At 59.0% G+C, this 22,399-nt stretch carries 22 protein-coding genes; 11 read left to right on the plus strand and 11 right to left on the minus strand.

The annotated features are described in order from the left end of the window. The first annotated feature begins 68 nt into the window (after positions 1-68). Positions 69-818 (plus strand): transcriptional regulator FnrL, encoded by a 750-nt coding sequence (gene fnrL, locus K3J57_RS02685; RefSeq protein ID WP_259772887.1) that lies wholly within the window; start codon positions 69-71, stop codon positions 816-818. Positions 819-1,008: 190 nt separating this feature from the next. Here fnrL and K3J57_RS02690 read toward each other — a convergent pair whose 3' ends face one another. Continuing rightward, positions 1,009-1,848, minus strand: a complete 840-nt coding sequence (locus tag K3J57_RS02690) for a universal stress protein (protein WP_173485302.1) — start codon at positions 1,846-1,848, stop codon at positions 1,009-1,011. 233 nt (positions 1,849-2,081) lie between these two features. Between K3J57_RS02690 and ccoN the strand changes: the two genes are divergently transcribed. The 8 genes from ccoN to ccoS all read left to right on the plus strand — a co-directional run bounded on the left by ccoN (position 2,082) and on the right by ccoS (position 10,712). Beyond that, positions 2,082-3,683 carry a cytochrome-c oxidase, cbb3-type subunit I gene (gene ccoN, locus K3J57_RS02695; RefSeq protein ID WP_173485607.1) on the plus strand — a complete coding sequence of 534 codons (1,602 nt, stop codon included), beginning with the start codon at positions 2,082-2,084 and terminating at the stop codon, positions 3,681-3,683. A gap of 14 nt (positions 3,684-3,697) precedes the next feature. Then, positions 3,698-4,432, plus strand: a complete 735-nt coding sequence (ccoO, locus tag K3J57_RS02700; protein ID WP_259793914.1) for a cytochrome-c oxidase, cbb3-type subunit II — start codon at positions 3,698-3,700, stop codon at positions 4,430-4,432. A gap of 9 nt (positions 4,433-4,441) precedes the next feature. Then, positions 4,442-4,621, plus strand: a complete 180-nt coding sequence (locus tag K3J57_RS02705; RefSeq protein ID WP_375542820.1) for a cbb3-type cytochrome c oxidase subunit 3 — start codon at positions 4,442-4,444, stop codon at positions 4,619-4,621. 33 nt (positions 4,622-4,654) lie between these two features. Next, positions 4,655-5,515 (plus strand): cytochrome-c oxidase, cbb3-type subunit III, encoded by an 861-nt coding sequence (gene ccoP / locus K3J57_RS02710; protein WP_173485304.1) that lies wholly within the window; start codon positions 4,655-4,657, stop codon positions 5,513-5,515. 688 nt (positions 5,516-6,203) lie between these two features. Continuing rightward, on the plus strand, positions 6,204-7,616 hold the full coding sequence (gene ccoG / locus K3J57_RS02715; RefSeq protein WP_259793917.1) for a cytochrome c oxidase accessory protein CcoG: 1,413 nt from the start codon (positions 6,204-6,206) through the stop codon (positions 7,614-7,616). A 97-nt stretch (positions 7,617-7,713) separates the two neighbouring features. Then, positions 7,714-8,202: a FixH family protein gene (locus K3J57_RS02720; protein WP_259776692.1), complete on the plus strand. Its 489-nt coding sequence runs from the start codon at positions 7,714-7,716 to the stop codon at positions 8,200-8,202. A 9-nt stretch (positions 8,203-8,211) separates the two neighbouring features. Next, positions 8,212-10,416: a heavy metal translocating P-type ATPase gene (locus tag K3J57_RS02725; protein WP_259796977.1), complete on the plus strand. Its 2,205-nt coding sequence runs from the start codon at positions 8,212-8,214 to the stop codon at positions 10,414-10,416. 134 nt (positions 10,417-10,550) lie between these two features. Continuing rightward, positions 10,551-10,712 (plus strand): cbb3-type cytochrome oxidase assembly protein CcoS, encoded by a 162-nt coding sequence (ccoS, locus tag K3J57_RS02730; protein WP_173485308.1) that lies wholly within the window; start codon positions 10,551-10,553, stop codon positions 10,710-10,712. Between the two features lie 4 nt (positions 10,713-10,716). Here the strand turns inward: ccoS and K3J57_RS02735 are convergent, their stop codons facing one another. Both K3J57_RS02735 and K3J57_RS02740 read right to left on the minus strand, forming a co-directional pair. Continuing rightward, a complete protein-coding gene (locus tag K3J57_RS02735) occupies positions 10,717-11,319 on the minus strand; it encodes a response regulator transcription factor (RefSeq protein ID WP_259793924.1) in 603 nt (200 codons plus the stop codon). A 311-nt stretch (positions 11,320-11,630) separates the two neighbouring features. Further along, entirely contained in the window at positions 11,631-12,368 is a 738-nt protein-coding gene (locus tag K3J57_RS02740; protein WP_259796979.1) for an arylesterase, read from the minus strand. Between the two features lie 24 nt (positions 12,369-12,392). Between K3J57_RS02740 and K3J57_RS02745 the strand changes: the two genes are divergently transcribed. Both K3J57_RS02745 and K3J57_RS02750 read left to right on the plus strand, forming a co-directional pair. Further along, on the plus strand, positions 12,393-13,073 hold the full coding sequence (locus K3J57_RS02745; protein WP_259776696.1) for an ABC transporter ATP-binding protein: 681 nt from the start codon (positions 12,393-12,395) through the stop codon (positions 13,071-13,073). An 8-nt stretch (positions 13,074-13,081) separates the two neighbouring features. After that, positions 13,082-15,595, plus strand: coding sequence for an ABC transporter permease (locus tag K3J57_RS02750; RefSeq protein ID WP_259797727.1), 2,514 nt, complete (start codon positions 13,082-13,084; stop codon positions 15,593-15,595). 254 nt (positions 15,596-15,849) lie between these two features. On the opposite strand, the gene K3J57_RS02755 is transcribed toward K3J57_RS02750, so the two are convergent. From K3J57_RS02755 to K3J57_RS02790, 8 genes are all read right to left on the minus strand, one after another. Continuing rightward, on the minus strand, positions 15,850-16,275 hold the full coding sequence (locus K3J57_RS02755) for a DUF3052 family protein (protein WP_259796984.1): 426 nt from the start codon (positions 16,273-16,275) through the stop codon (positions 15,850-15,852). Continuing rightward, complete coding sequence (locus K3J57_RS02760; RefSeq protein ID WP_254449624.1) at positions 16,272-16,682, minus strand: ZIP family metal transporter; 411 nt, start codon at positions 16,680-16,682, stop codon at positions 16,272-16,274. The genes K3J57_RS02755 and K3J57_RS02760 overlap by 4 nt, the downstream gene beginning before the upstream one ends. Before the next feature lie 313 nt (positions 16,683-16,995). Then, positions 16,996-17,775 carry a succinate dehydrogenase iron-sulfur subunit gene (locus K3J57_RS02765; protein WP_055188506.1) on the minus strand — a complete coding sequence of 260 codons (780 nt, stop codon included), beginning with the start codon at positions 17,773-17,775 and terminating at the stop codon, positions 16,996-16,998. A gap of 12 nt (positions 17,776-17,787) precedes the next feature. Continuing rightward, entirely contained in the window at positions 17,788-19,599 is a 1,812-nt protein-coding gene (sdhA, locus tag K3J57_RS02770) for a succinate dehydrogenase flavoprotein subunit (RefSeq protein WP_259796986.1), read from the minus strand. 15 nt (positions 19,600-19,614) lie between these two features. Further along, positions 19,615-19,986, minus strand: a complete 372-nt coding sequence (sdhD, locus tag K3J57_RS02775; RefSeq protein WP_055188510.1) for a succinate dehydrogenase, hydrophobic membrane anchor protein — start codon at positions 19,984-19,986, stop codon at positions 19,615-19,617. Positions 19,987-19,999: 13 nt separating this feature from the next. Continuing rightward, positions 20,000-20,383: a succinate dehydrogenase, cytochrome b556 subunit gene (sdhC, locus tag K3J57_RS02780; RefSeq protein ID WP_173485313.1), complete on the minus strand. Its 384-nt coding sequence runs from the start codon at positions 20,381-20,383 to the stop codon at positions 20,000-20,002. Between the two features lie 395 nt (positions 20,384-20,778). After that, on the minus strand, positions 20,779-21,813 hold the full coding sequence (locus K3J57_RS02785) for a MaoC family dehydratase (RefSeq protein WP_259796988.1): 1,035 nt from the start codon (positions 21,811-21,813) through the stop codon (positions 20,779-20,781). 22 nt (positions 21,814-21,835) lie between these two features. Continuing rightward, positions 21,836-22,384, minus strand: coding sequence for an NnrU family protein (locus tag K3J57_RS02790; protein WP_259793932.1), 549 nt, complete (start codon positions 22,382-22,384; stop codon positions 21,836-21,838). Positions 22,385-22,399: the final 15 nt, after the last annotated feature.

The raw sequence follows: 22,399 nt of genomic DNA on the forward strand, positions 1-22,399 counted from the left end.
GTACAGTGAAACGCGCCCATAACCTTGATCAGGATCAAGCAGATGCTTCATCTGCGAAATTTTTAGCCATGACAACAGCCATAAAAGACGCCGCCTTCAACCTTCGCGATTGCGGCTCCTGCCCAATTCGCCACCGTGCCGTGTGTTCACGTTGCGAACCGGATGAACTTGAAGCGCTGGAAAATATCAAGTTTTACCGCTCCTACGAGGCTGGGCAGCCAGTGCTTTGGGCCGGGGATCCCATGGAATTCGTGGCCTCTGTCGTCAGCGGTATCGCGACACTCAGTCAAACCATGGAAGATGGCCGCACCCAAATGGTCGGGCTGCTGCTGCCGTCCGATTTCATCGGCCGTCCGGGGAGAGATTTTGCCCCCTTCGACGTGGTTGCCGTGTCCGATCTCACGGTTTGCTGTTTCCGCAAGAAACCGTTCGAGGAGCTGATGGCGTCAACACCGTCTATTGGCACCCGTCTGTTGCAGATGACCCTGGACGAACTGGACAGTGCGCGCGAATGGATGCTGGTGCTGGGCCGCAAAACTGCGCGCGAAAAGATCGCCAGCCTTCTCGCCATTCTCGCCCGCCGCGACGCGTCTCTGAACAAAATCCCCCCCAGCTCAGGTATGAGCCTGGACCTGCCGCTCACGCGTGAGGCAATGGCGGATTACCTTGGCCTGACCCTGGAAACGGTCAGCCGTCAGATTTCGGCACTGAAAAAGGCCGGGATTATCACCCTGGAAGGCAAGCGCCACGTGATCATCCCGGACATCGAAGCACTTTTGGCAGAGACCGGCGATGACGTGGATGGTGGTCCGCTCTGAACGACTCGTGGCGGGTCTGATCTAAGAAGCACATCGCTGTCCTAACCCCGTAACCAAGACCGGTTTCGGGGCGCGCGCCGCGTGCGCGCTTCCCCACCTCATTTTCTGGTTGAAAATATCCCGGGGTGAGCGCGAAGCGCGAGGGGCAGCGCCCCTTTCGCTCCATTGCTTCAGGTGCTTCAGGCTGGCATCAATGCGCCAGAAAGACCGGTTTCTCGGCGACCTCCAACATGTGACGCGTGGCCCCCCCAAGGATGCTCTCGCGGAACCGGCTGTGGCCGTAGGCCCCCATCACAATCAGGTCGGCATCCTTGTCGCGGGCGTGTCGGTTCAGGATGTCGGAAATCCGTGGCAGGGTCTTGGCCATGACCGACACTTCGGCGCGCACGCCATGACGTGAAAGCATCTGGGTCAGGGATCCCCCCGGATCCGAGCGCTCCGGCCCGTGGGTTGGTGGATCAATGATTGCGATGGACACATTGCGCGCCTGGCTCAGGATTGGCATTGCATGGCGGATTGCCCGCAGGGCTTCGGTGCTTTCATTCCAGGCGACCACAACATTGCCGATGGTTTCCGGCAGTTCCGCCCCATCAGGCATGACCATTACCGGAACGGAGCCGTCGAACAGGGCGGCTTCAACGATGGCTTCCATTTCATGTCCGCGCCCCTCGCCATATGGGCGGGGCAGGACCACGAGGTCGGAAAACCGGGTGTGGTGGGCGATCAGGCCGTTCAGGGCCACCATCTGGGCGGTCACGGATGATGTCGACCAGCAATGTGCGGCGCCGCCAAGTTGTGAGCGGCAATACTCCTCGGTCTCTCTGGCGTCTTCTCGGGCCTGCGCCAAATTGTCCTGAATAACCATTGCCGAGGCGCCCGCGTAGTAAAATCCTTGCTGGGAATGGTCGAGCCCAAGGCAGATCGCATTCAGGTGTGCGTCCTCGGACCGACACAGGGCGGCAGCCGCGTCAAATGCTGATTTGCAAAGGGTTTTGTCGGTTAAGACAGTCGTAATGGTCTTGTAGTCCATGGATTGCTCCGGGGGCTGGAAAGGTCTGATTTCGCGTCCAGCCTGCCTTTTTGCCCCCCTGCGACGCTTTGACATGGGTCAAGGGGCTGGAAATCTGCCCCACTGCGACAGTTTTGACATGGATCAAGGTAGGCAAATGGGGATAGGTGCGACACCGACGACAGTCGAAAAGTGTCCCCGAATCCAATTTCGGGATCTGGGGGCATTGCGTGACAAAGACGAAGGGACGCAAAATGTGGGATTACCTCAAATTGGTAGTGTATGGCCTTGTTGCACTTTTGGCCGCCATTGCCGCTAGCTATGCCCGCGACGTAGCCTACCAGGTGCATGCCATCCTGGTGACACTCATCGCGGTCGGCCTTTTCATCTACTCGCTTAAGCGCGTGGGTGAACCGAAGGTCGTAGAAACTGGATATATGGATGGGCCGGTGCGTGTGGGCGCCGCGCTGACTGCGTTCTGGGGCGCAGTCGGGTTCCTGGTCGGGACGTTTATCGCGTTCCAGCTGGCATTCCCGTCGCTGAACTTTTCCTGGGCCGAAGGGTATATGAACTTTGGGCGTTTGCGTCCGCTTCACACCTCGGCTGTTATTTTTGCGTTTGGTGGAACCGCGCTGATTACCAGCTCGTTTTACGTGGTGCAGCGCACCTCGGGCGCACGCCTTTGGGGCGGCAACCTGGGTTGGTTCGTGTTCTGGGGTTACCAGATCGTGATCCTGCTGGCGGCAACCGGCTATGTGCTGGGGTCGACCCAAGGTAAAGAATACGCTGAACCCAACTGGTACACTGACCTTTGGCTGACCATCGTGTGGGTGGCTTACCTTCTGGTCTTCATGGGCACGCTGATGAAGCGCAAAGAGCCGCATATCTACGTGGCCAACTGGTTCTACCTGGCGTTCATCGTAACCATCGCCATGCTGCACGTCGTGAACAACCTTGTTGTTCCGGTGTCGATCTTCGGCTCGGCTTCGGTGCAGGTGATGGCTGGTGTGCAAGATGCGATGACCCAGTGGTGGTATGGCCACAACGCTGTGGGCTTCTTCCTGACCGCTGGCTTCCTGGGCATGATGTACTACTTCGTGCCGAAACAGGCTGAACGCCCGGTCTTCTCGTACAAACTGTCGATCATCCACTTCTGGGCGCTGATCTTCCTGTATATCTGGGCTGGTCCGCACCACCTGCACTACACCGCGCTGCCGGATTGGGCATCGACCCTTGGCATGGTGTTCTCGGTGATCCTGTGGATGCCGTCCTGGGGTGGCATGATCAACGGCCTGATGACCCTGTCGGGTGCATGGGACAAGCTGCGCACCGACCCGGTGATCCGTATGATGGTTGTGTCGATCGGTTTTTACGGCATGTCGACCTTTGAAGGTCCGATGATGTCGATCCGCGCCGTGAACTCGCTGTCGCACTACACTGACTGGACCATTGGTCACGTGCACTCGGGTGCTCTTGGCTGGAACGGTATGATCACCTTCGGGATGCTCTACTTCCTGGTTCCCCGTCTGTGGGGCCGCGCAGGTCTTTACAGCCTGAAACTCGTGAGCTGGCACTTCTGGCTCGCCACCATCGGTATCGTGCTTTACGCCGCATCGATGTGGGTGACCGGGATCCTCGAAGGCCTGATGTGGCGCGAAGTTGACGCACAAGGCTTCCTCGTGAACTCGTTTGCCGACACTGTTGGCGCCAAGTTCCCGATGTATGTTGTGCGTGCTCTGGGTGGTGTGATGTTCCTCTCTGGCGCACTGATCATGTGCTATAACCTCTGGATGACCGTTAAGGCGTCGCCGGCAGCAGAAACTGCCAACGACACCGCAGCGGCACCGGCCGAATAAGGAGGGCTGGACCTATGGGAATTCTCGACAAACACGTCGTTCTCGAAAAGAACGCCACGCTCCTCCTGGTTGGCAGCCTTCTGGTTGTGACCGTCGGTGGCATCGTGGAAATCGCACCGCTCTTCTACCTCGAAAATACCATTGAGGATGTGGAAGGCGTGCGCCCCTACTCGCCGCTCGAACTGCAAGGTCGGAACATCTATATCCGCGAAGGCTGCTATGTCTGCCACTCGCAGATGATCCGTCCGATGCGTGACGAGGTAGAGCGTTATGGTCACTATTCGCTGGCAGCTGAAAGCCAGTATGACCACCCGTTCCAGTGGGGCTCCAAGCGGACAGGTCCTGACCTGGCGCGCGTGGGTGGCCGTTACTCGGACGAGTGGCATGTGGACCACCTGGCGGACCCGCAATCGGTTGTGCCGGAATCGGTGATGCCGAAATATGCTTACCTGCTGGATCGCCCGATCGAGCCGAAGTATATCCGCGAAGTCATGGAGACCAACAGGCTGGTGGGTGTGCCTTACACCGACGAGCAGCTGGCCAATGCCGAAGCTGACTGGTTGACCCAGGCAAACCCGGATGGCGACAACTCGGATCCGGATGCCCTCGAGGCACGCTATCCGAAGGCACAGATCCGTAACTTTGACGGCCAGCCGGCTGTCACGGAAATGGACGCGCTGGTCGCCTATTTGCAGATGTTGGGTACCCTGGTCGACTTCTCGACCTTTACACCTGACGCAAGCCGGTAAGGAGCAGGGATGATGGACACCTATAGCATTATGCGCGCATTCGCAGACAGCTGGTTCCTGATCGCGATGTTCGCCTTTTTCATCGGGGCCGCAATTTTTGTGTTTCGCCCCGGAGTGAACAAAGTGCACGAAGACATCGCGAACATCCCCTTCCGCCACGAAGACAAACCTGCCGGTGATCAGGACTGATGTCCTGACGCTCAGCTCAAGGAGTTGCGGCAAATGAGTAAAAAACCTGTAGAGAAGAAAGAGATCGAAACGACCGGTCACGAATGGGATGGGATTCAGGAGTTCAACAACCCCCTCCCGCGTTGGTGGGTCTGGATCTTCTATGTCACCATTGTCTGGGGTGTCTGGTACACCATCGCCTATCCCGCATGGCCGCTGATCAAAGGCGCCACCGCCGGGTATCTGGGCTATTCGACCCGCGGTGAAGTTGCTGCCGAGATCCAGCGTTTTGATGAGATGAACGCTTCGATCAACGCAGAGCTGGCTGCGGCGGACCTGACCGAGATCCAGCCGGGGACCGAACTGTATAACTACGCTTCGCAATCCGGTCGTGCCACCTTTGCAACCTGGTGTTCGCAGTGTCACGGTGCGGGTGCGGACGGTGCCGTTGGCTATCCGAACCTGCTGGACGATGACTGGCTGTGGGGTGGGGACATCGAAGCCATCCACACCACCATTCAGCACGGTATCCGCGATGCATCTAATGATGACACCCGTCTGAACGACATGCCTGCCCATGACGAACTGCTGGAGGCCGAGGAAATCACCCAGGTGGTTGACTATGTTCTGTCGCTGAGCGGTGGCGAAGCCGATGCAGCCAATGTGGAAGCCGGTGCCGTGGTGTTCGAAGACAATTGTTCATCCTGCCACGCGGAAGGTGGTGTTGGGGATCGCGATATGGGCGGCCCGAACCTGACCGACTTCATCTGGCTTTATGGCGGTGACAAAGAGACCATTACGGAATCTGTTGCCAAAGGTCGTACCGGTGTGATGCCGGCATGGTCGGCCAAACTGACCGATGCTCAAATCAAGGGTGTTGCAGTTTACGTTCACCAGCTGGGCGGCGGCGAATAAGCCTTCGGCCAGAAGAGATCCGGGGCCTCACTCCCCGGTTCGGCACCGATCCCTGATCCTGTTCGCGCGTTTCTCCGGGATCGGTGCCTCCAAATTCAAAAGGTCCGGGCCATGGGTCCGGGCCTTTTTCATGGGTAACGATGAAAATGTGCAAACCGATCCCGGATTGCAATCCCTAAAGCGTTTCGAAATCAACTTGTGACTCAAGTTAATCTCGAAACGCTTTAAAACGCTGAATTCTGACGGGTGAGTCTTGCAGCCCCCGGGCGTGAGGCTGGGAGATTTGGACAGACGTGATTGGAAAATGGGCGTCCTGCACAGCGGTCGCTCAAAGCGTTTCAGCATTGACCAGAGGCGGGAGAAACCGAAACGCCTTAGGTGCGGCCTTTTGACTATGTGCGACGAGATGGCGCTGCGTCAAATGCGAAATCCTTTTATTAATAATGCTTTATGGGATATTAATGTGTGAACTATCCGAGAAGATTTTGATCCACATCAAGGCTTAAATGTAGAATAATTCTTAGATCGGAGCAGATCCGGGTCGCGCAGCGGCATGGTTTTGCAACGCCCGCCCCTTGCTCTCGCCCCTCGCTCGTTACGAGCGTTTTGCCGCATTGCCCCTCAGGTGAAAACAGGCGACACGCTTGGGAAACAGACACTTTTGATTACTCAGGACAGGATTCTGTCGATGTCAGACGCACCGGAACAGCTTTACGCACCACGCGAGCCAGTCTTTCCCAAACGGGTAAAAGGCACTTTCCGCAGCCTCAAGTGGTGGATCATGGCGATCACACTCGGGATTTATTACCTTGCCCCCTGGATCCGTTGGGATCGCGGGCCCAACCTGCCGAACCAGGCCATCCTCATAGATATGGCGGATCGCCGGTTCTATTTCTTCTGGATCGAAATCTGGCCGCATGAATTCTATTTCATTGCGGGTCTGCTGATCATGGCGGGGCTCGGGTTGTTTCTGTTCACCTCTGCGGCCGGGCGGGTCTGGTGTGGCTATGCCTGCCCCCAAACGGTCTGGACTGACCTGTTCATTCTGGTGGAGCGTTGGGTCGAGGGCGATCGGAACGCGCGCCTGCGCCTGCATCGCCAGAAATGGAACGGGGAAAAAGTCCGTAAACGCCTGACCAAGTTCGTTCTCTGGATCATGATTGCCGTGGCCACGGGGGGCGCCTGGGTGTTCTATTTTGCAGATGCCCCGACCTTGTTGATTGACCTGATCACCATGCAGGCCCATCCGATGGCCTATTCCACCCTGATGGTGCTGACCGCAACCACGTTCTTCTTCGGCGGCATCGCCCGTGAACAGGTCTGTATCTATGCCTGCCCCTGGCCGCGCATTCAGGCTGCGATGATGGATGAAGACACCATCACCATCGCCTATCGTGACTGGCGCGGAGAGCCGCGCGGGCGTGGTAAGAAACGGGATGATCTGGGGGATTGCATCGACTGCAACGCCTGTGTTGCCGTGTGCCCGATGGGCATCGACATTCGCGATGGCCAGCAGATGGAATGTATCACCTGTGGCCTGTGTATCGACGCCTGTGACGAGATGATGGACAAGGTTGGCAAGGAACGCGGGCTGATTGACTATCTCGCATGGAAAGACGAGGCCAACGAACGTGCCGGACAGGCGAAAGTGCCGGTGATCAAGCACCTTCTTCGGCCGCGCACCATCTTGTATACGTCCCTATGGGCGCTGGTTGGCGTTGGTCTGACCGTGGCCCTGTTTGTCCGTCCCGCCGTGGATGTGACCGTGCGGCCTGTGCGCAATCCGACCTATGTGACCCTGTCTGATGGGTCGATCCGCAATACCTATGACGTTGGGGTGCGCAACCGCCATGGGGAAGAATGGCCCTACTATTTCGCCCTGCCGCTTGGCTCTGACCTGAAACTTGAACTGGAAGGGTCAGACAAGTTGGTGGTGGTTGCAGACCCGGATACCGAAGCCAAGCAACGGGTGTATGTCATTGCCCCGCGCGGGTCGGAAACAGCCCGCAAGGACCGCACTGAAATCCGTTTGTGGATTGTCGATGGCGTGACCGGTGACCGTGCTTATCTGGATACGGTCTTCAACGGGCGCGGCAGCTGATCTGCATCCCATGTCTGGGCAGTGAACCCCGGATCATGCTACAACTCCGCCGGATGCGCCGAGGCGCTTCCGGCACACTCGAAAAAGGCGCGAACAGATGAGTGAACCAACCGAAAAGAAGGAATTCGAGCTGACGGGCAAACATGTCCTCGCGATCACCGTGTCAGCTTTTGCCGTGATCATCGGCGTGAATATCTACATGGCCTATTCCGCGATCAATACGTTTCCCGGACTGGAGACCGACAACTCCTATGTGGCCAGTCAGCAGTTTGACCGCATGAAAGAGGGGCAACTGGGGCTTGGCTGGGATGTGTCTGCCAAGGTCGAGGGGGAAACTCTGGTTCTGGATATCCGTGATGAGGACGGCCGCGCGGTTGAGGTGAAATCCATCTATGCGATTTTCGGTCGGGCCACCCATGTGCGTGACGACCAGGAACCCAGTTTCAGCCAATCCTCCTCCGGGGCCTATACCGCTGCGGTGGGGGCGCTGGATTATGGCAACTGGAACCTGCGGGTAAACATCCTGTCCAAGGAGGATGTTCCCTTCCAGCAGCGCATTCAGATCTATATCCCGAAAACCAGCTGAGGCTTTCCCATGTCGACGCCGATTTCTGCCTGTCCCGCCTGTGATGCCGCCCCCCTTGCCAAGGAACAGGCAGGGAAGGGGCAAACAGGCAACGGAATGATAGGCAAACGCATTCTGTTGTCGCTGCCGCAGATCTATTGTGCGGCCTGTATCGCCGGTGTTGAGGCCGGGTTGTCAAAACAGCCCGGTGTTCGTCAGGCGCGGGTCAACCTCACCCTCAAACGTGCCACGATTGAAGCGGATCCGGAGGTCGAAGCGCAGGATCTGGCGGATTATCTGACGGGTATCGGGTTTGAGGCCTATGAGCTCGACCCCGGCCAGCTACGCTCCACGGCAACCGATCAGAAGGGCAAGGATCTGCTGATGCGCCTCGGCGTGGCAGGGTTTGCGATGATGAACGTGATGCTGCTGAGTGTCGCGGTCTGGTCGGGGGCGGCAGATGCCACCAGAGATCTGTTTCACTGGATATCCGCCGCCATTGCCATTCCAACCGTCGGCTTCTCCAGCCAGGTGTTTTTCCGGTCCGCCTGGACCGCGTTGCGGGTGGGGCGGCTCAATATGGATGTGCCGATTTCTCTGGCGATCCTGCTCGCGCTTGGCATGTCGCTTTATGAAACGATGCATTCAGGGGCACATGCCTATTTCGACGCCGCCCTGTCACTGACATTCTTCCTGCTTGCCGGACGTTACCTTGACTATCGCACCCGGTCGGTGGCGCGCTCTGCCGCGGAAGAGCTGGCCGCCCTTGAGGTGCCGCGTGCCGCCCGTGTGACCGATACGGGTGACGAACAGGTGGCCGTGTCCGAGCTTCAACCCGGTGATATCGTGCGTGTCGTGCCCGGGGCCCGCGTGCCGGTGGACGGGATCGTCCTGACCGGGGAAAGTGAACTGGACCGAGCCCTTCTGACCGGGGAAAGCCTGCCCGTTGCAGCGGGCCCCGACACGATCGTCTCAACGGGGGAGGTCAACCTGACCGGCCCGCTGACCGTGCGGGTGACCGCGGCTGGAAAGGACAGCTCGCTGCACCGTATGGCGGACCTTGTTGCGATCGCGGAAACCGCGCGCAACCGCTATACCTCGCTCGCTGACAAGGCCGCCGCAGTTTATGCGCCGGTGGTGCATCTGCTGGCGCTTGCGGCGTTTCTGTTCTGGGTCTGGTATTCCGGTGGTGACTGGCGCATGGCGATGAATATTGCGGTGGCGACCCTGATCATCACCTGCCCCTGTGCGCTTGGCCTTGCCGTGCCGGCGGTGACCACCGCCTCCTCGGGGACGCTGTTCAAGCAGGGAATGCTGCTCAAATCCGCCACGGCGATGGAGCGTTTGGCAGAGGTGGACCATGTCGTGTTTGACAAGACGGGCACCCTGACACAGGGCAAGCCGGTCATGGATGGGATTGAACGCCATCGCGAACAGGATCTGCAGGTGGCCCTTGCCCTGGCCGAAGGATCCAGCCACCCGCTGGCCATCTCACTGACACAGGCCGCCCGCGCGCGCGGGATCCAGCCCGCCGAGGTAAGTGGCCTGCGTGAGGTGCCGGGCAAAGGGATCGAAGGGCAGTGGAATGACAAGACTGTGCGCCTTGGTCGCGCCGAGTGGCTGGGGGCAAATGCGGTCGGGCAGACGGCAACTTACCTGTCCATCTCCGGCACACGCCCGGTTGCCTTTACCTTTACCGATAATCTGCGCGAAGGCGCCGAAGACGCCATTGCTGCGTTCAAGGCGCAGGGGCTTGGGATCACGCTGATCTCCGGCGATGTGCCTGCGGCTGTTGGTGAGCTTGCCGGGCGGGTTGGAATCTCTGACTGGAAGGCGGATACACTGCCCGAGGACAAGGCCGAGTTCGTGGCCCGTCTGGGGAAATCCGGTAAGAAGGTTCTGATGGTCGGGGATGGATTGAACGACACGGCGGCGCTTGCTGCCGCGCATGTGTCGATCTCGCCCTCATCGGCGCTTGAGGCCGCGCGGGTGGTGTCCGACATCGTGTTGCTGGGGCAATCCATGGCCCCCCTGGGGCGCGCAACCGTGCTGGCGAAATCCGCAACCCGCCGGATCATTGAGAATTTTGCGATTGCGGCGGGCTATAATGCGATTGCCATTCCGATTGCGTTAGTGGGGCTGGCGACACCGCTGGCGGCGGCTCTGGCCATGTCCCTGTCTTCCATCACGGTCAGCGTGAACGCGCTGCGCCTGACCACGTTCAAAGATCCGTAGTATTCGCCCCGTAGCATTCTCCAAGGTTCAGCCAACAGGAGCGTTTCGGTTTGTCCGAATGGCTGGCCTTTCCCGCGGGTCTGAGGCAAAATTGCACCGAAGCAATCGGTGACTTCCATTTGAAAGGCTGCGTCATGAACGTGCTTGTGTATCTCATCCCAATTTCGCTGCTGTTGGGCGGGGCAGGGCTGGCGGCCTTTTTCTGGACCCTCAGGAGCGAGCAATATGACGACCCGGATGGCAACAGCCAACGGATCCTGTCAGATCGCTGGGACGACACCCCTCCCGAAGAGTGAGCGCTCAGATCAGGTTGAGGTCACGGGCGATCATCGCTGCATGGGTGCGGTTCTTGGCGCCCAGTTTGCGCACCACGGCGCGCATGTGCATTTTGACGGTCACTTCCTGAATGGAAAAGGAATGGGCGATTTCCTTGTTCTGAAGCCCGTCGCAGAGCCCGCGCAGCACCTGAATTTCACGCTCCGACAGATGAGACAGCGGGCGTCGCCCGTTGACGTGAAACAGGTCATTCAGCAAGGTCACATACTTCCCCCTCAGGGCGAGGGGCAATACACGCGCCAGATCCGTTGCGTCCAGTTCGCGGGATAAAACGGCGTTGGCGCCGGCCTGTTGGGCTCGTTGCGCCAGTTCAAGCGATCCCCCTCGCAATGCAAGGGCCATCTTCGTCTGCGCGAAGGCACGGGACAATCGTGACACCGTATTCATTCCCTGCAGGTCAGGCAGTTGATAGTCCAGGATGATCAGATCAAATGGGCCATGTGTCACCGCTTCAAGCGCCTGTCGTGACGTGGAAACCAGCAACCGCTCGTGGAATGGCAGCGTGTCCAGAGCTGTGTTCAGAGAGTTGGACAGCGTGGGATCTTCTACTGCTACGAGAATTTTCAATGATGCGCCTAAGTGTTTGAAATGCTAGGTGACAATAAAAAACACTGACATATGGGTGTGTTGTGGAACACCTATCAATAAGTATAGGTGGTTTTGGGGGGCGATTTTGACCAATTGCAAAATGACAACACCCAAAGGTTGTTCGTGTAAAAATAGAACCATTTTGCAAAACTGACCTTTGGGAAGGTTTCGTGGACGCAAAATCGTTTCGGTTTTGAACTGTGACAAAGAGGAAACAATGTGAATAAAAAGAGATCATTGTTTCGCGTGGTTCGGGGTAAACCCATGCCTCAAACCTGTCCAGAAATGCTTTATTGCTGCCCATCTGCGCTGTTGCCGGTCTCTGCTGGAAGGGCCATCAGAATTGTCGGGCCGATCTGATCCACGATCAGCTTCACGCCTTGCCGGGTCGGGTGAAGTCCATCCGGCTGCATGTAGTCCCGCAGCGCGGCCTTTCGGTCTTCCTGCGTTGTTCCAGGCTGGTCCAGGGCTGCGAAAAAGTTGGGGATGAATGTGCTCCCATGCTTTGACGCGAGATCGGCAAAGGCCTGATCATACGCCGCTTTCTCGTCTGCGCCGAAATTCAGGGATGCGGGCACACGGATCAATACAGAGGGCAAGTTGCGGGTATTGATTTCGGTCAGGATCGCATCGAGGTTTCTGCGCGTTTCCGTAGCAGGCAAGCCACGCAGCATGTCATTGCCCCCCAGATTGACCAGCACCAGATCCACCTCATCTGTCAGGGACCAGCCCAGCCGCGCCCTGCCTCCTGCTGTTGTGTCACCCGAGACCCCGGCATTGATGACAGTCACGTTGCGCCCCTGAGAGTGCAGCCATGTCTGCAATTGCGGAACAAATCCGTCGCCTTGGTCCAGACCGTATCCCGCAGTCAGGCTGTCCCCAAGGGCCAGGAGGGTGACGGGCGTGTCGGCATGGCTGAGATTCGGAACAGACAGGGCTAAGACGAAAGACAGCTGTGCCAGCCAGCCGGCAATTTTCGGAAAGGACTTGTTCATGGCTTTTTTCACCCCATATCCGTTGGAACTCATTGCTTTTCTCCTGACAGGTGCCCGATGCCCGATGCTGCCCAATCCGCCGTCCTGACCCTGACCGATGCCCGGTTGACGCTGGGGCGCAATGCGGGGCGGACAGAGATCCTCAAAGGTATCGATCTGGCTGTTGAGCGTGGGGAAACGCTTGGGCTGACGGGGCCATCGGGGTCTGGCAAAAGCTCTCTCCTCATGCTGATGGGCGGGTTGGAACGCGCCACCGGGGGCACAATCACCGCCTTGGGGCAGAATTTGGGGCAGATGGGCGAGGATCAGCTTGCCCGGTTCCGCAGGGATCATATGGGGGTGGTGTTTCAATCTTTCCACCTTATCCCGACCATGACAGCGCTGGAAAATGTTGCAACCCCCCTAGAACTTGCAGGCGTCCCAGAGGCGTTTGTCCGGGCCGAGGAAGAGCTGTCTGCGGTGGGGCTTGGCCATCGGCTGCACCATTATCCCAGCCAGATGTCCGGGGGGGAACAGCAACGTGTGGCGCTTGCGCGGGCTGCGGCCCCGCGCCCGGATATCCTGCTTGCGGATGAACCGACCGGAAATCTTGATGGTGCCACCGGGGATGTGATCATGGACCTGCTGTTTGGATTGCGGGACCGCCATGGGGCGACCCTGATCATGGTCACCCACGCACCTGAGCTTGCGGCCCGCTGCGACCGGACCCTGTGCCTTCAGGACGGGGTCTTGGTATGATCCGTGAGATGAGGCAGGCCGCTCGGATCGCCCGGCGCGATATGCGGGGTGGTCTGCGTGGCTTTCGCATTTTTCTGGCCTGCCTGATCTTGGGAGTGGCCGCGATTGCGGCCATCGGCTCAGTGCGTGAAAGCCTGCAACAGGGGTTGGCGGATCAGGGGGCGGTGCTTCTCGGCGGTGATGCGTCGGTTTCCTTCACATACCGGTTTGCAGATGAGGCCGAACAGGCGGTGCTGATGCAGTCAGCGGACGCTGTTTCGGTGATCGCCGACTTTCGCTCCATGGCTGTGGTAGAGGAGGATCGTGGCCTCACACAGGTGAAGGCCGTGGATGAAAACTATCCCCTTTATGGACAGGTTATTTTGGATCCGCCGATCCCGCTTGCGCAGGCGTTTTCGGGCAAGGGTGGCCTGCCCGGCGCGGTGATGGATGACCTGCTGATGAACCGATTGGGGCTGGGGGTCGGTCAGGAGTTTGTGCTGGGGGGCAACCGGTTTGTTCTGATGGCAGAGCTGGTCAGCGAGCCAGACAATGCCACCGGGGGGTTTGGTCTTGGGCCACGCACACTGGTTGCACGCGAGGATCTGACGCGCCTGGGAATGCTCGCGCAGGGCACCTTGTTTGACAGCGAATACCGGTTGCGTCTGCCTGAAGGGCGCGATCTGACAGAGGTCAAATCCAGCGTCATGGCGCAGCTCGGACAAACCGGAGCGCGCTGGCAGGATGCGCGTGATGGTGCGCCCGGGATCAGCCGGTTCATCGAGCGCCTCTCCTCGTTCCTTGTTCTGGTCGGGCTTGCCGGCCTGGCGGTTGGAGGTGTCGGGATTTCAGCAGCTGTCAGGGCCTATCTTGACGGCAAGACAGAAACCATTGCCATTCTGCGCGCGCTGGGCGCCACGCGGCGAGTTATTTTCTTCAGCTACTTCATGCAGATTGCGGTTCTGACCATGCTGGGGCTGATGATCGGGCTCGCAATTGGGGCGGCCATTCCGCTTGTGCTTGCCCCTGTTATCGCAGCGGCCTTGCCCATTGAGGCAGCCGTTTCCGTTTATGCCAGCCCCCTGATCGAAGCCGCCATCTATGGCGCGCTGGCAACGCTTCTCTTCACGCTTTGGCCGCTGGCCCAGACAGAAGACGTGCAGCCAGCCTCTCTGTTTCGCGATGCCGCCCTTGGCCGCGCGCGCTGGCCCCGTCTTGTGTATGTCCTGATGACCTTTGCCGTGCTGGTGAGCCTGGTCTTTCTTGCCGCACTCCTGTCAGGCATGTTTGAGCTGGCGCTCTGGACGTTTGTCGGTGTTGCCGGGGCCTTTGCGGCGCTCGCCCTGACCGGGCTGGGGATCCGGCATCTGGCCCGCTGGCTTGGGCATCTGCCAGGCCTGCGAGGGCGCCCGATCCCGCGTATGGCCCTTAGCGCCGTGGGGGGGCCGGGTGGAGAAGCCGGTGCGGTTGTGCTGTCCCTTGGACTGGGGCTTTCGGTGCTCGCCGCTGTGGGGCAGATCGACAACAATCTGCGTGGCGCGATTGCGCGTGATTTGCCCGCCGTGGCGCCAAGCTTTTTTGTGGTTGATATCCAGCCTGATCAGATCGAGGGCGTTCTGGCACGACTAAATTCGGATGAAGGCGTGTCGCGGGTCGATACCGCGCCGATGCTGCGTGGGGTGATGACCAGGATCAATGGCCAGCCCGCGCAGGAGGTGGCGGGCAATCACTGGGTGGTGCAGGGGGACCGTGCGCTGACCTATTCGGCCAAACCCACCCGCACCCATGTTGTGGCAGGTGAATGGTGGCCTGAGGAGTATCAGGGCCCGCCGCAGATTTCCTTTGCCGCAGAGGAGGCCGAGGAGATGGGGATTGGGCTGGGAGACAGCGTGACCATGAATATTCTGGGCCGGGACATCACGGGAGAGATCACCAGCCTGCGCGAAGTGGATTTTTCACAAGCAGGTATGGGGTTTGTTCTGACCATGAACCCATCTGCATTGACCGGCGCGCCCCATACCTGGCTTGCGACAATCTATGCGGAGCCGGAGGCCGAGCCCGCCATCTTGCGTGATCTGGGCCGGAATTTCCCGAATATCACGCTTATTTCGGTAAGGGACGCCATCACCCGCATCTCTGGCCTGATGGGGCAGGTGGCCGCCGCTGTCACATATGGGGCGTTGGCCACTTTGGTGACGGGGTTTGTGGTGTTGATCGGTGCCGCAGCCGCGGGCGAGCGCGTGCGAACTTACGAGGCGGCGGTTCTGAAGACACTGGGTGCCACACGGGCTGAAATCCTGATGAGCTTTGCGCTGCGATCTGCCGTGCTGGGGGCCGCTGCTGGGGGTGTGGCCGTGATTGCCGGAGGTGTCGCGGGCTGGGCTGTGACCCATTATATTATGGAAAACGACTATGTTTTTGAGCCGGCTTCGGCCATTGCCATTGTTGTCGGGGGGATTATCGCGACAATTCTGGCTGGGCTGTTTTATGCGTGGCGTCCGTTGTCCGTGCGACCGGCACAGGTTTTGCGCTCTCGGGACTGATGGGGGCTCCCGCGCCTTTTCTCCCTAAGGGTCGGCAGGCTTGGGGGTGGCTCACTGCGTGAGCCTGTCAGGGGCTTTGCCCCTCGGCCCCACTCTTCGCGTGAGCCCTCACCCAAAGCGTTTGGGACAAGCTTGAAGCTTAAGCTTGTTACCAAACGCCTGCAACATTGGTAACGCGCGCTGCGTTTCGGTTTCCCCCTGTGGCCAGGTTAAAACCGAAACGCTTCAGGATATTTATGTCCAGAAAATAAGGGTCAAATGTGGGCCGCGCGGTGTTCCTTGCGGATGACGAGCTTGAGGCCGGACCAGACCTTGTCCACGGCGCAGACTTTCACGTCAACCAGGGTGGTTTTCAGGGCGGCGTTGCGGATCACGTCTTCGCTCATGTCGGTTGGAACTTTTGACGCTTTCTTGGGCCAGGAAATCCAGATCATGCCGTCGCGGTCAAGGCTTGCGAGAAGTTGGGGCAGGGCGGTTTCAAACGTGGTGCGGTCATCTGTGAACATATGGATTACGTCATAGGGGCCGGAGAGGTGATCCGGCGTGGTGTCGTCCACGAGCATGAACGCGCGGCTGGTGGTGAGGGGATCATGGGCTGCGGGACGGTTGATCCACGCCACGCGCTGCCCGTCCTTGAGGCCGAGTTTCTTTGCGAGCGGTGTGGTAGAATATTCGGTCATGACGTCAGGATATGTCCTGCCAATCCAAATGCAAAACCCAAGATTGCCCCCAGAGGCGGGGACCAGCTGTGTTTGACGGAAACTTGCGGGGCAATGTCCTGAAATATCAGGTAAAGGATGCCGCCTGCTGAAAACAACATAAATGCGCCAAGAACAGTGGGAAGGTCTGCTAGGAATTGATGCCCTGTGAGAGCGGCAAGGGGGCCAAGCGGCACAAGGGCTGCAAAAAGTATCAGTCGCGTATGACGTGGCACTGAGCCGACTGCCAGCTCGCGGTCTGCGTTGAAACCTTCCGGTAAGTTCTGGGCACCAATCATGCAGGCGAGCAATGCAGCCACTTTTGGATCAGCTGTCAAAATTGCGCCGAGGGCGAGGGATTCTGGAATAAAATCCATCAGCATGGCCATGAACTGAGCTTTGGAGCCCCCCGTACGTGCAAGGGTTATGTCCGCGAATAATGCGACCAGAGACCCCAGTAGGAAAAGCAACAGGGCAGGCGGTCCTGGGAGGCGGGACAGGCCTTCGGGAACAAGGATCAAGGCAATTGCCGAGAGAAGGGCACCTGCCCCGAAGGCCATGATCCAGTGATTGGTCTGATTACGGATCGTGCCAGGCAGAAGCTGGTCGAACCGGGCAAGCCATGCCCCAAAAGGAATGGCCGCCCCGGCAAGGGCGGCCAATGTGATTGCATAGATGAGATCACCCATGTCCTATACCTGCTTACAGGTGGCGTTCCACCATCATCTTCTTGATCGACGCAATGGCCTTGGCCGGGTTCAGGCCTTTCGGGCAGGTCTTGGCGCAGTTCATGATGGTGTGGCAGCGGTAAAGCTTGAACGGATCTTCCAGATTGTCCAGACGCTCGCCGGTGGCCTCATCGCGGCTGTCGATCAGCCAGCGATAGGCGTGCAGCAGCGCGGCCGGGCCGAGGTAGCGATCACCGTTCCACCAGTAGCTCGGGCACGAGGTCGAGCAGCTGGCGCACATCACGCATTCATAGAGACCATCGAGTTTCTTGCGGTCTTCGATCGACTGCTTCCACTCTTTCGCCGGGCGGTTGGTCTTGGTTTCCAGCCACGGCATGATCGAGGCATGCTGCGCGTAGAAATGGGTCAGATCCGGGATCAGGTCTTTCACCACCGGCATATGCGGTAGCGGATAGATCTTCACGTCACCCTTGATCTCATCCATCCCGTAAATACAGGCCAGCGTGTTGATCCCGTCGATGTTCATCGCACAGGACCCACAGATGCCTTCGCGGCAGGAACGGCGGAAGGTGAGCGTCGGATCAATCTCGTTCTTGATCTTGATCAGCGCGTCCAGAACCATCGGACCGCATTCGTCCATATTGACGAAATAGCTGTCCACCCGCGGGTTTTCGCCATCATCCGGGTTCCAGCGATAGATCTGGAACTTGCGGACATTGGTGGCGCCTTCGGGCTTGGGCCAGGTTTTGCCGACGCGAACGGTCGAGTTCTTGGGGAGCTTGAATTGTACCATCTGGCGTCCTCCTTAGAACGTCCGCGCTTTGGGCGCGATTTTCTTGAGATTGATGCCGCCTTCGGCTTCGGTGGTCAGCGGATCCACAATCACGGGGCGGTAAGACAGGTCCACCTTGGTGCCGGTCTCGTCGATGCGTGAAATGGTGTGAACACGCCAGTTCTCATCGTCCCGATCCGGGAAATCCTCATGCGCGTGGGCGCCGCGGCTTTCCTTGCGGGCTTCGGCCGACACGATGGTCGAGATGGCCGAAGGCATCAGGTTGGTCAGTTCCAGCGTTTCCATCAGATCCGAGTTCCAGACCAGCGAGGTATCGGTGACCTTCAGGTCGCCCATCTTGCCGGCAATTTCGGTCATCGCTTCAACGCCTTCAGCCATGGTTTTCGCGGTGCGGAAGACGGCCGCGTCGCGTTGCATGGTTTTCTGCATTTCCAGACGCAGGTCGGCGGTCGGGATCGCGCCTTTTGCATAGCGCAGACCGTCAAACCGTTCGAAGATCTTGTCTACGGCACCGGTGTTCAGCTCGGGATGCGCGGCGTCCTTGTCCACCACTTTACCCGCCCGGATCGCAGCCGCGCGGCCAAACACCACGAGGTCAATCAGCGAGTTGGAACCGAGGCGGTTTGCCCCGTGCACAGACGCACAGCCTGCTTCACCTGCCGCCATCAGACCCGGCACAACAGCGGTCGGATCTTCTGCGGTCGGGTTCAGCACTTCGCCCCAATAGTTGGTCGGGATGCCGCCCATGTTGTAGTGAACGGTGGGCAGAACCGGGATCGGTTCCTTGTTCACATCCACGCCTGCAAAGATCTTGGCGCTTTCCGAAATGCCCGGCAGGCGTTCGGCCAGTGCCTCGGCGGGCAGGTGGTCGAGATGCAGGAAGATGTGATCGCCATCTTTGCCCACGCCACGGCCTTCGCGGATCTCCATGGTCATCGAGCGCGACACGTAATCGCGCGGGGCGAGGTCTTTATACTGGGGCGCGTAACGCTCCATGAACCGCTCGCCTTCGCTGTTCACGAGGTAGCCGCCTTCGCCGCGGGCCCCTTCGGTGATCAGACAGCCAGAGCCGTAGATGCCGGTCGGGTGGAACTGCACAAACTCAAGGTCCTGCATCGGCAGGCCTGCGCGCATCACCATGCCGCCACCGTCGCCGGTGCAGGTATGGGCCGAAGTGGCCGAGAAATAGGCGCGGCCGTAGCCGCCGGTGGCCAGCACCACCATCTTCGCCTTGAAGACATGGAAGGTGCCGTCATCGAGCTTCCAGCACACCACACCCTGACACTGACCATCGTCAGACATCAGCAGGTCGATGGCGAAGTATTCGATGTAAAACTCGGCATTGTTCTTGACCGACTGGCCGTAAAGCGTGTGCAGGATCGCATGACCGGTGCGGTCGGCAGCGGCACAGGTCCGTTGCACGGGGGGGCCTTCACCGAATTCGGTGGTGTGGCCGCCAAACGGGCGCTGATAGATCTTGCCTTCTTCGGTGCGCGAGAACGGCACGCCGTAATGTTCCAGCTCGTAAACCGCCTTGGGCGCTTCGCGGGCCAGATATTCCATTGCATCGGTGTCACCCAGCCAGTCAGAGCCTTTCACCGTGTCATACATGTGCCACTGCCAGTTGTCCGGGCCCATGTTGGAAAGCGATGCGGCAATGCCACCCTGTGCGGCCACAGTGTGGCTACGGGTGGGGAAAACCTTGGTCACACAGGCGGTGCGCAGGCCTTGTTCTGCCATGCCGAGGGTCGCGCGCAGACCGGCGCCACCGGCACCGACCACGACCACGTCATATTCGTGGGTTTCGTATTCGTAAGCTGCCATTGGGGTGCTCCGGTCTTAAAATGCAATGCGGCCAAGGCCATAAAGGGCCGTGGCGATGATGGTGTAGGAGATGGCGGTGCAACCGGCCACCAGCACTTTTTTGGTCACCCCGCGCGAGTAATCCTCGATCACGACCTGAATGCCGTGGCGGAAGTGGACCATGGCGGTGACGATGGTCATCGCGGCGATGATGGCAGGGAAGGGGCGTTGATAATAGGCAAGAGCCTCTTCATAGCCCATGCCAAGCGCGTGGCCGAAGGTCAGTGCGAAAAGGGGCATCAGCACCAGCAGGCCAAGGGCCGAAATCGCCTGGCCCCAGAAATGATCTGTTCCGGATCCGGAAGAACCTTTGCCAACGGCGCGTTTGCGGTCAGTCAGAAACTGCATGTCAGGTTCCTTCTCAGATAATCAGTGCGACGAGGATCGCCAGCACAACCGAGCCACCGATCACAGCGAGGCCCATTTTCTCGGCGGTTTCGATATCAAGTCCGATACCGATATCCCAGATCAGGTGACGCAGGCCGGACAGCGCGTGGTAACACAGCGCCCAGAGCGCCATGAACATGACCAGATCGCCAATGAACGAGGTCATCAGACCGTTCACGAAATCATAATAGCCCGGTCCCATTGCAGCTGCGAAAAACCACCAGGCGACCAATACGGCGCCACCCAGAAGTGCCACGCCGGTGATGCGGGCAAAAATGGAGGAGATGGAGGTCAGCTGCGGACGGTAAATCTGCAAGTGTGGGGAAAGAGGGCGGTTGCCTCTGTTCACATCGGCCATGGCGGCCTCCTCTTGATCTGTTGCGACTTTGATGCGCTCTGGAGGTCGGGCCGCAGGGGCGTCAAATCCTAAGCGCGCGTGGTCTTGGAAAGTGTCTGCCAGACGGGGTGAACGGGTCCGGCAAAAACCCTTTGCGACAGGAATAGACCCTTTTGCGGCACAGAGTCACGTCTTGACTCGGGATAAAAATGCGTAATTTGCGCTAACAGATGCGAAAAAACACGTCTGTGATCACAAAAAAATAATTTGTGATCACGAATTTGCGCGCCGCAATTCTGACGGAAAAGGTTGGTTAATGTATGCCGTGGCACACAAAAATATGACGCCATTTTTGCACCACCGCGGGGCTGATCTGAGCCCTGGCGGTGGCGCTGTTGAAGGTTGGTTCCCTCAAATTACATCGGCATCAGGGCCCAGTAATCAAGGTCCAACATGACATCGGGCAGGTATTTGCCATCGTCACCTTTCAGCGCAAACGCCTCTGCGCCATGTTTGATCGCGACAAGGCGCAGGCGAATGGCCCCAACGCCCGGCACCCCGGTTTCGGCCTTGTCGAGAACCTCTGACCACGCTCGGATCGTATCGCCCGAGAAGCAGGGATTGGCATGGGCACCGCCATTGAGACCGACAATCATCTGCGCGTTGGCAAGCCCGTTGAAGGACAGGGCGCGGGCCATGGAAATCACATGCCCCCCATAGATCAGCCGCTGTCCATCCGGACGGAAGGTGGCGTCAAAATGCACCTTGGCAGTATTCTGCCACAGGCGGGTCGCCATCATGTGCTCGGCTTCTTCCACGGTGACGCCGTCCACATGATCAATTTTCTCACCGACCTCGTAGTCGCCCCAGCGATGCGGCTCACCTGCAAGGGTGAAATCGTAGTCCTCAAAGGACAACCCCTCCGGGATGACAAGGTCTTCGACGCCCAGAACCTGTTTCAGCTCCGGGATCACGGTTTCCGGGGCAGGGGCTTCCAGATTGCCTTTGCGCACCATGACCCAGCGCACATATTCCAGCACAGCCTCGCCGGTCTGGTTGATGCCCACCGTGTGCACCCAGACCACGCCGGATTTGCCATTGGAGTTTTCCTTCAGGCCGATCACCTTGGACATCGAACGCAGCGTGTCGCCCGGATAAACCGGTTTCAGCCAGCGGCCTTCAGCGTAGCCCAGATTGGCCACCGCGTTCAGCGAAATATCCGGCACGGTTTTTCCAAAGACAACGTGAAAGGCAATCAGATCATCCAGCGGTGACCCTTCCAGTCCACAGGCCCCGGCAAATTCGTCCGAGGAGTAAAGCGCGTGACGGGCCGGATACAACGCGTGGTAAAGGGCGCGTTCCCCCTCGGCCACGGTGCGGGGCACCGCGTGGGCAATCTCGTCGCCCAGTTTATAGTCTTCAAAGAAGCGGCCCGGGTTGGTTTTGGCCATCTTTCATCTCCTAGATTAGAGGTCACGCCCCAAAAGGCGCAGGGCCGATCAGCCCGTGTATATATCCGATCACCGCAAGCAGGATCACCGAGGCCACAAGGAACATCGCGTCCTTGGCAATGCTGCCTTTCGGGTTCGGGGTCCAGTTTGGCTCCGCGGCATTGATCACCTTCATCTCGGCCATGGCCCAAACGGTCAAACCTCCAAACAGCACGTAAGAGGCCGGGTCGGGGTTCACCATCATATGCGCCACTGCCCAAACGATCATACCGGTCAGCATGGGGTGGCGCATCTTGTAGAGGATTGCGCCTTTCGACGGGCCGGGGCTCATCAGGTAGATGGCGATGAGCATGGCCAGATTGTTGATATGTTTGAAGAAGGTCGGATAGGCGAGCAGGTCATAGCTTTCCCATACCTTGTAGCCGATCACCATCACGACCACGCCCGCCAGAATGATCCCGGCGGACACAGCTTTGGCCTTCTCGCCCATGGCGGCATGGCGCCCGGGCAGGGCGCGTTTCCAGAAATGGCCGATATACCACAGGGCGAGGCCGAGGATGAGAAGGGTCATGGTGGGTCTCCGAAC

Origin of the sequence: Aliiroseovarius crassostreae, from assembly GCF_025137635.1 — a bacterium.
In the GTDB taxonomy this organism is placed as follows: Bacteria; Pseudomonadota; Alphaproteobacteria; order Rhodobacterales; family Rhodobacteraceae; genus Aliiroseovarius; species Aliiroseovarius crassostreae.

Bases quoted from the DNA above. Each gene is read 5' to 3' on its own strand.
- ccoO (WP_259793914.1), top strand. From the start codon at position 3,698: ATGGGAATTCTCGACAAACACGTCGTTCTCGAAAAGAACGCCACGCTC.
- ccoS (WP_173485308.1), top strand. From the start codon at position 10,551: ATGAACGTGCTTGTGTATCTCATCCCAATTTCGCTGCTGTTGGGCGGG.
- K3J57_RS02720 (WP_259776692.1), top strand. From the start codon at position 7,714: ATGAGTGAACCAACCGAAAAGAAGGAATTCGAGCTGACGGGCAAACAT.
- sdhA (WP_259796986.1), bottom strand. From the start codon at position 19,599: ATGGCAGCTTACGAATACGAAACCCACGAATATGACGTGGTCGTGGTC.
- K3J57_RS02785 (WP_259796988.1), bottom strand. From the start codon at position 21,813: ATGGCCAAAACCAACCCGGGCCGCTTCTTTGAAGACTATAAACTGGGC.
- fnrL (WP_259772887.1), top strand. From the start codon at position 69: ATGACAACAGCCATAAAAGACGCCGCCTTCAACCTTCGCGATTGCGGC.
- K3J57_RS02740 (WP_259796979.1), bottom strand. From the start codon at position 12,368: ATGAGTTCCAACGGATATGGGGTGAAAAAAGCCATGAACAAGTCCTTT.
- K3J57_RS02760 (WP_254449624.1), bottom strand. From the start codon at position 16,682: ATGGCCATGCTGATGGATTTTATTCCAGAATCCCTCGCCCTCGGCGCA.
- ccoP (WP_173485304.1), top strand. From the start codon at position 4,655: ATGAGTAAAAAACCTGTAGAGAAGAAAGAGATCGAAACGACCGGTCAC.
- ccoN (WP_173485607.1), top strand. From the start codon at position 2,082: ATGTGGGATTACCTCAAATTGGTAGTGTATGGCCTTGTTGCACTTTTG.
- K3J57_RS02725 (WP_259796977.1), top strand. From the start codon at position 8,212: ATGTCGACGCCGATTTCTGCCTGTCCCGCCTGTGATGCCGCCCCCCTT.
- K3J57_RS02745 (WP_259776696.1), top strand. From the start codon at position 12,393: ATGCCCGATGCTGCCCAATCCGCCGTCCTGACCCTGACCGATGCCCGG.
- K3J57_RS02705 (WP_375542820.1), top strand. From the start codon at position 4,442: ATGATGGACACCTATAGCATTATGCGCGCATTCGCAGACAGCTGGTTC.
- sdhC (WP_173485313.1), bottom strand. From the start codon at position 20,383: ATGGCCGATGTGAACAGAGGCAACCGCCCTCTTTCCCCACACTTGCAG.
- K3J57_RS02765 (WP_055188506.1), bottom strand. From the start codon at position 17,775: ATGGTACAATTCAAGCTCCCCAAGAACTCGACCGTTCGCGTCGGCAAA.
- K3J57_RS02690 (WP_173485302.1), bottom strand. From the start codon at position 1,848: ATGGACTACAAGACCATTACGACTGTCTTAACCGACAAAACCCTTTGC.
- sdhD (WP_055188510.1), bottom strand. From the start codon at position 19,986: ATGCAGTTTCTGACTGACCGCAAACGCGCCGTTGGCAAAGGTTCTTCC.
- ccoG (WP_259793917.1), top strand. From the start codon at position 6,204: ATGTCAGACGCACCGGAACAGCTTTACGCACCACGCGAGCCAGTCTTT.
- K3J57_RS02790 (WP_259793932.1), bottom strand. From the start codon at position 22,384: ATGACCCTTCTCATCCTCGGCCTCGCCCTGTGGTATATCGGCCATTTC.
- K3J57_RS02750 (WP_259797727.1), top strand. From the start codon at position 13,082: ATGAGGCAGGCCGCTCGGATCGCCCGGCGCGATATGCGGGGTGGTCTG.
- K3J57_RS02755 (WP_259796984.1), bottom strand. From the start codon at position 16,275: ATGACCGAATATTCTACCACACCGCTCGCAAAGAAACTCGGCCTCAAG.